Origin of the sequence: Streptomyces inhibens (assembly GCF_003389455.1) — a bacterium.
Lineage (GTDB): Bacteria > Actinomycetota > Actinomycetes > Streptomycetales > Streptomycetaceae > Streptomyces > Streptomyces inhibens.
On record NZ_QUAC01000094.1, the window covers coordinates 1 to 3,882 of the forward strand.

Consider the following 3,882-nt stretch of genomic DNA (forward strand, 5'->3'; position numbering starts at 1 on the left):
GCCGCCGGCGCCGTACCCGCACCAGCCAGACCGCGGGCGCAGCGGCCGTGACGGCCCCGGCCACCGAGGCCGTGGACGCCGCCGCCGTGGTGACCGAGGCTCCGGCCGAGCCCGCCAAGCCGCGCCGCCGCCGTACCCGTGCCGTCCGTCCGGTGGACACCACCACCTTCCAGACCGTCGAGGTTGCCGCGGCCGCGCTCGCGGCGGCGAAGAGCTCGACGATCGCCACCGAGGCCGCCGCGGTGACGGAGCCCGTCGAGGCGCCGGCCAAGCCGCGCCGCCGTACCCGTAGCGCCGCCAAGGCCGCCGCGGAGACGGCGCCGGCAGTGGTGACGGAGACCGTGGCCGAGGCCGCGGACGCCGTGGTGGACGCGCCGGCCAAGCCCAAGCGGACCCGCAAGACCGCTGCCGCCAAGGCCGCTGAGGCCGCCGTGGACACGGCCGAGGGCGCCGTGGAGGCACCTGCCAAGCCGAAGCGGACCCGCAAGACCGCTGCCGCCAAGCCGGCCGCCGAGAGCGCCGTGGAGACCGCCGAGGGCACCGAGGCCGCGCCGGCCAAGCCCAAGCGCACGCGGAAGACCGCGGCCACCGCGAAGTCCGCGGCGGACACGGCCACCGCCGAGGACGCCCCGGCCAAGCCGAAGCGGACCCGCAAGACCGCAGCCGCCAAGCCGGCCGCGGAGGCAACGGACGCCGCCGAGGCCAAGCCGGTGCGCCGCCGCACCCGCGCCAAGGCCCCCGCNGACCGCAGCCGCCAAGCCGGCCGCGGAGGCAACGGACGCCGCCGAGGCCAAGCCGGTGCGCCGCCGCACCCGCGCCAAGGCCCCCGCGGCCGAGGCCGCCGCTGTCGAGGCGACGCCCGGGAGCTGATTTCCCCGGCTGACGCCGCACACCCGGCCCGACGACCCGGCCCCGCTTCCCGCGGGTGCCGGGTCGTCGGCGTCCCGGCCCCGGTTTCGCCGCCCGGCCCGGATAACCTCACCTCATGAGCAGGCCGCCCACCCTCACGCTGCCCCCGTGCGCCCGTGCGTACCGACTCGGCACCCCGCGCGGTGCCTTCGCCGTGCACGACGCCCGGCCCGATGGCGCGCCGATCGGGACCGCCCTGTTGGTGCCGGGGTTCACCGGCAGCAAGGAGGACTTCATCGCCTTGCTGGCGCCGCTCGCCGCGGCCGGGTTCCGGGCCGTCGCGGTGGACGGGCGCGGCCAGCATGAATCCCCCGGGCCGCGCGATGAAGTGGCGTACGTGCAAAGGGAGTTGGCCCTGGATGTGCTGGCCCAGGTGCAAGCCGTCCAGGAGCGCGACAGCGGTCCGCTGCATCTGCTGGGGCACTCTCTGGGCGGGCTGATCACCCGGGCCGCCGTGCTGCTGGATACCGTCCCGTTCCGCTCGCTCACCGTGCTCAGCTCGGGGCCCGCGGCCATCGAGGCGTCCCAGCAGACCCGGGTACGGATGCTGATCGAGGCGCTCGGCACGCTCGACATGGAGAGCGTGTGGCGGGCGATGCGCGACCTGGATCCCCCGGAGGCCGCGGGCGCGGCGACTCCGCCGGAGATCGGCGCGTTCTTGCACCGTCGTTGGCTGAACACCGTCCCCGAGCAGCTGATCGCGACCGGCCGTCAGATGCTCGAAGAGCCCGACCGGGTGGCGGAGCTGGCCCGTACGGGTCTGGCCACGCATGTCGTCTCCGGAGCCGTCGACTATGCCTGGCCGGTGCCGTCGATGGACGCGATGGCGCAGCGGCTGTCCGCCCATCGCACCGTCATCGAGGGCGCCGAGCACTCCCCCAACGCCGAGCGGCCGGAGAAGACGGCCGAGGCGCTGACCGGGTTCTGGAGCGGGGTGGGCTGAGCCGGGATCCGGGGATGTGGGCCGAGCGGGCGGTGTCACCAGGACAGCGCCGGGCGGTTGGGCGAGCATCGAGGGAGGCGGGCAGCAGACGGCGCCCGGCCGCCACCGGCCTCGTACGAAGGGCTCGACCATGACCGAGAATCCGGCGACTCCCCCGGCCGACGCCGGCGGTGACCCCCACGGCATCGCGCTCAACCGCGCCTTCGACGCCCGCCGCGAGCTGGTCTACGAGGCATGGACGACGCCCGAGCACTTCGCGTACTGGTTCGGCGGGGAGCTGGCGGTGCCGGTCGAGCGGATGACGATGGACGTCCGGCCGGGCGGTGTGTGGAGCCTGGTCATGCGCACCCCGGACGGCGGCGAGCTGCCGTTCTCCGGTGTCTACCGCGAGGTCGCCGCGCCCGGGCTGCTGGAGTTCACCCTCAAGGACGCCTCCGCGCCGGACGGTACCGAGGGCGAGATCGTCCGGGTCACCCTCACCGACCTCGGGGGCCGTACGGAGATGGCCTTCCGCCAGCTCGGCGGCAATCTCACCAGCGAGCAGTACGGACAGGCCGAGGCGGGCTGGGCGGGCTTCTTCGACCGGCTCGCGGAGCTGCTCGCGAGGGCCTGAGCGGGCCTCGCCTGCCGGCCCGACTGCGGTCGGTACGGCCTCAGTACTGCCCCTGGACGTGGTCCCAGAAGCCGTCCCGCAGGACCCGTCGCAGGTCGGCATGGCTGCGCAGGGAGTGCCGCAGCAGCGCCTCGGCGGCGGTCAGCAGTTCCTGGTCGACGGTGCCGGGCAGATACGGATGGCCGGGCAGCAGTCCGGCCACCCACTCACGGCCGCGTTCCGACAGCCACTGGGCGGCGACCTGCGCCCCGACGAAGCGGACGTCCTCGCGGCTGGGCGCCGGCCCCTCGCCCGCCGGCTGGTCGGTGTACTCGACGCCGGCCCGCCGGGTGACGTACGGCTTGCAGAAGTCCAGGTCGAAGGTGCGCGCGCTGTCGACCTCCCACAGCAGCGGCTCGGCCTGATTGCGGCCGCCGGAGGCCTCGATGCCCCACAGGTGGACCCGGGCGCCATAGCCCTGGGCCGCCTCCACGGCGGAGACCAGGTCCTCGTCGCCGCCGATGAGCACCGCATCGCTGATGGCGCGGTGCCGGGCCAGCGACTCCAGGTCCGAACGGATCAGGGAGTCGACGCCCTTTTGCTGGTTGTTGGCGTTGAGGTTGCCGAGCCTGACCTTCACATCGGGCAGCTCGGCGATCCGCTGCTGCTCCTGGGTGTGGATGCGGCGGCGGGCGCCGTCGTACCAGTAGACCCGCAGCAGCCGGCTGTCCGGGAAGATCATCCGTGCCTTGTCGATGAAGGCCTCGATGATCCCTTCGGCGTCCAGGTCGAAGGCCTTGCGGTCCTCCGTGCCGGCGACCAGCCGTCCCGCCGCGGCGTAGACATAGCCCGCGTCCACGAAGGCCGCGTGGGTGGACGGGGTGGTGGCGACCTCGGCGAGCACCCGGGTGAGCAGCTCGTTGGTGCGCTCGATCCCGGCGGCCAGGGCGGCGAGGTCGGTGGGGCCCGTGGGCTGGACGTCGTTCATACGGGACCCATTGTCCGGGCGGCCGCTCCGCGGGCACAACCGGTCTCCCGACCAGCCTCTTTAGGCCGTCGAAATTTTTCTTTAGCGTAGGGAATGATTGCACTGGGCAGCTCGTTGTACGTGTACGGAACGCCTGGCAGCGAAGCCAGGCAACCCGCGCCAATCAGTTCTCCGCAGGAGGATCAGACGAAGGGAGAAGCCGTATGCGCTTCGAGATCATGCGCCTGGACGATGTCGACGGCACCGCCGTGGACAGCACCGTCGTGGACGCCGCCTCCGTCAACCGGATCGTGCAGCAGGCCGCAGCCATAGGCCAGCGCATCTACATCCGCCCGGCCGACACCGTCGCCCGCTGACACCTACTCCACCGCCCGACGACGCAGCTGACTGCCGGCCGAACCCGATCGGCCAGGACGCGGCAGCGCCCCCGTACGAACACGTCGTACGGGG

Annotated in this window: 4 protein-coding genes; 3 read left to right on the forward strand and 1 reads right to left on the reverse strand. The window is 73.6% G+C overall.

All coding sequences use genetic code 11. The features are described 5' to 3' along the window. The first annotated feature begins 985 nt into the window (after positions 1–985). The gene (locus DY245_RS12640) at positions 986–1,852 is read left to right on the forward strand and encodes an alpha/beta fold hydrolase (RefSeq protein ID WP_128506731.1); all 867 of its coding nucleotides are present in this window, start codon (positions 986–988) and stop codon (positions 1,850–1,852) included. Positions 1,853–1,982: 130 nt separating this feature from the next. Continuing rightward, positions 1,983–2,465: an SRPBCC family protein gene (locus DY245_RS12645; protein WP_128506733.1), complete on the forward strand. Its 483-nt coding sequence runs from the start codon at positions 1,983–1,985 to the stop codon at positions 2,463–2,465. A gap of 40 nt (positions 2,466–2,505) precedes the next feature. Here the strand turns inward: DY245_RS12645 and DY245_RS12650 are convergent, their stop codons facing one another. Then, the gene (locus tag DY245_RS12650) at positions 2,506–3,432 is read right to left on the reverse strand and encodes an NYN domain-containing protein (RefSeq protein ID WP_128506735.1); all 927 of its coding nucleotides are present in this window, start codon (positions 3,430–3,432) and stop codon (positions 2,506–2,508) included. Positions 3,433–3,635: 203 nt separating this feature from the next. Here DY245_RS12650 and DY245_RS44315 point away from each other — a divergent pair, with 203 nt between their 5' ends. Next, the gene (locus DY245_RS44315) at positions 3,636–3,788 is read left to right on the forward strand and encodes a hypothetical protein (RefSeq protein ID WP_181923650.1); all 153 of its coding nucleotides are present in this window, start codon (positions 3,636–3,638) and stop codon (positions 3,786–3,788) included. The last annotated feature ends 94 nt before the right edge of the window (positions 3,789–3,882 follow it).